The organism is Candidatus Streptomyces philanthi, from assembly GCF_059553635.1.
In genome coordinates this window covers 1-1,798 of the sequence record NZ_JCANQV010000553.1, presented here as the reverse complement: position 1 = coordinate 1,798, position 1,798 = coordinate 1, and the positions used below count along the sequence as shown (strand labels likewise).

2 protein-coding genes are annotated in these 1,798 nt (G+C 73.8%); both read left to right on the top strand.

Features of this window, described 5'->3' with window-relative positions; translation table 11 throughout:
• Positions 1–939 (top strand): serine/threonine kinase C-terminal domain-containing protein (locus tag AC51EU_RS30130; protein WP_496270266.1); only part of this gene is annotated, 939 nt, incomplete at its 5' end.
• Positions 940–1,109: 170 nt separating this feature from the next.
• Positions 1,110–1,798: protein kinase family protein (locus AC51EU_RS30125; protein WP_496270265.1), on the top strand; the 689-nt coding region annotated here is incomplete at its 3' end.

The following is a 1,798-nucleotide window of genomic DNA, read 5'->3' as shown; positions in this document are numbered from 1 at the left end:
GCCAAGGTCCGTGAGAGCGCGCCCTCCTCCTCCGGTTCCCGCTCCGCCACCGACACGTCGGCCGCCAAGGACCGGATGCGCTCCGCGCTGTCCTCCGTCCGCAACGCCGCCTCCTCGGCCGCCGCCTCCCGGGCGGACGAGGCCCCGGAGGGGAACCGCCCGGCGCCGCCGCGCGCCTCGGTGACCGATGTCGTCCCGCGCCGCACGCTCTTCGTCATCGGCGCGGTGGTGCTGCTCGCGATCGTCTGCACGGTGCTGGCGTTCGCCATCGGCAACGACGAGGACACCACCGGTGCCGCGGCCGGCCGCGACGCCCAGCCGACGGCGAGCCACACCCGGCAGAAGGACGCCAAGGGAGGGACCACGGACGGGCATTCCGGCGATCCGGCCCCCTCGGCCTCCGGCAAGGCGGATGACGCCGACAAGGGTGACAAGGGTGACAAGGGTGATAAGAGCGACAAGGGCGACGAAGAGGGCGAGCTGCCCGACGGTTTCGCCCGTACCACCGACACGACGTTCCGCTTCCGGATGGCGCTGCCCGAGGGCTGGCACCGCACCGGCACCGCGGGCCGCAACTCCGGCGGCATATACAGCGCTTCGGGCGGTTTCCCCCGCGTCCAGGTCGACTACAACGGCAAGCCGGGCAAGGACGCCGCAGCGGCGTGGCGCAGCGCCGAACCCGGCGTCCGCGCCTCCAGCGACGGCTACCACCTCATCGGCATCAAGTCCGTGAAGTGGCGCGACTACCCCACCGTCGCCGACTGGCAGTTCACCCGCGAGCAGGGCGGCGAGAAGGTCCGCGTCCTCAACCGCGGTTTCCGCGCCGACGACAGCCACGGCTACGCCATCATGATCACCTGTAAGGCGGACGACTGGTCGGACGACGAGTGCCGCGAACTGCGCGACACCGCCTTCCGGACCTTCGCCATCCACGACTGACCGTTCACCGGAGCGGGTCACACCGTACGGCGTCGGCCCGTAGGGTGAGGGCCCGTGGGGTCGCATGGCCGTACGATCCGCACCGTACACACCCGCGGACGACCGGGACCTCCCGTCCCGTCGCCCGGGGGACGGCACACGAGGCGCGAGGCGCGCGGTGGGGAGGCGTCGTGGACGAGTACGCGGGAAGGGTGCTCGCCGAGCGCTACCGCCTGCCCCTGCTGCCCCAGGGGGACGAGGGCTTCGCCGAGACACCGGCCCTCGACACCTACAGCTCCCAGCGGGTGCTGCTGCGCCAGGTGCCGCTGCCGGAGGTGGTGGAGGCCGAGGTGGTGGGCGCGGAGGCGGGCACCACGGTCTCGGGGTACGGCAACGGCACGTTCCCGGTGGCCCTGGCGAAGCCGGGCCTGCCGCCGCCCGGCACCGGGGCGGCCGACCGCGACCCCCGCGACCCGGCCGTCCGGCGGGCCCTGCTGGCGGCCCTCGCCGCCTCCCGGCTGCCCGACCATCCCCTCCTTGAGCAGGTCTTCGACGTCTTCGTCCAGGACGGCAGCCTGTGGATCGTCTGCGAAGTGGTCACCGCGGCCCGCCCGTTGGCGGAGCTGCTGGCCGAGGGCCCGCTGTCGCCGTACCGCGCCGCGGAGATCGGCGACGATCTGCTGACCGCCCTCCGTGTGCTGCACACCCATGGCTGGACGCACCGCAACCTCACCGCCCGCACGGTCCTCATCGGCAACGACGGCCGCGCGATCCTCACCGGCCTCGCGGTCGGCGCGGCCCAGGAGGCGCTGTGCGGCGAGGAGTTGGGTGACGACGGCCCTGCCGGCGCCGCCCCGTCCGGCCCGCTCGCCGCCGAACG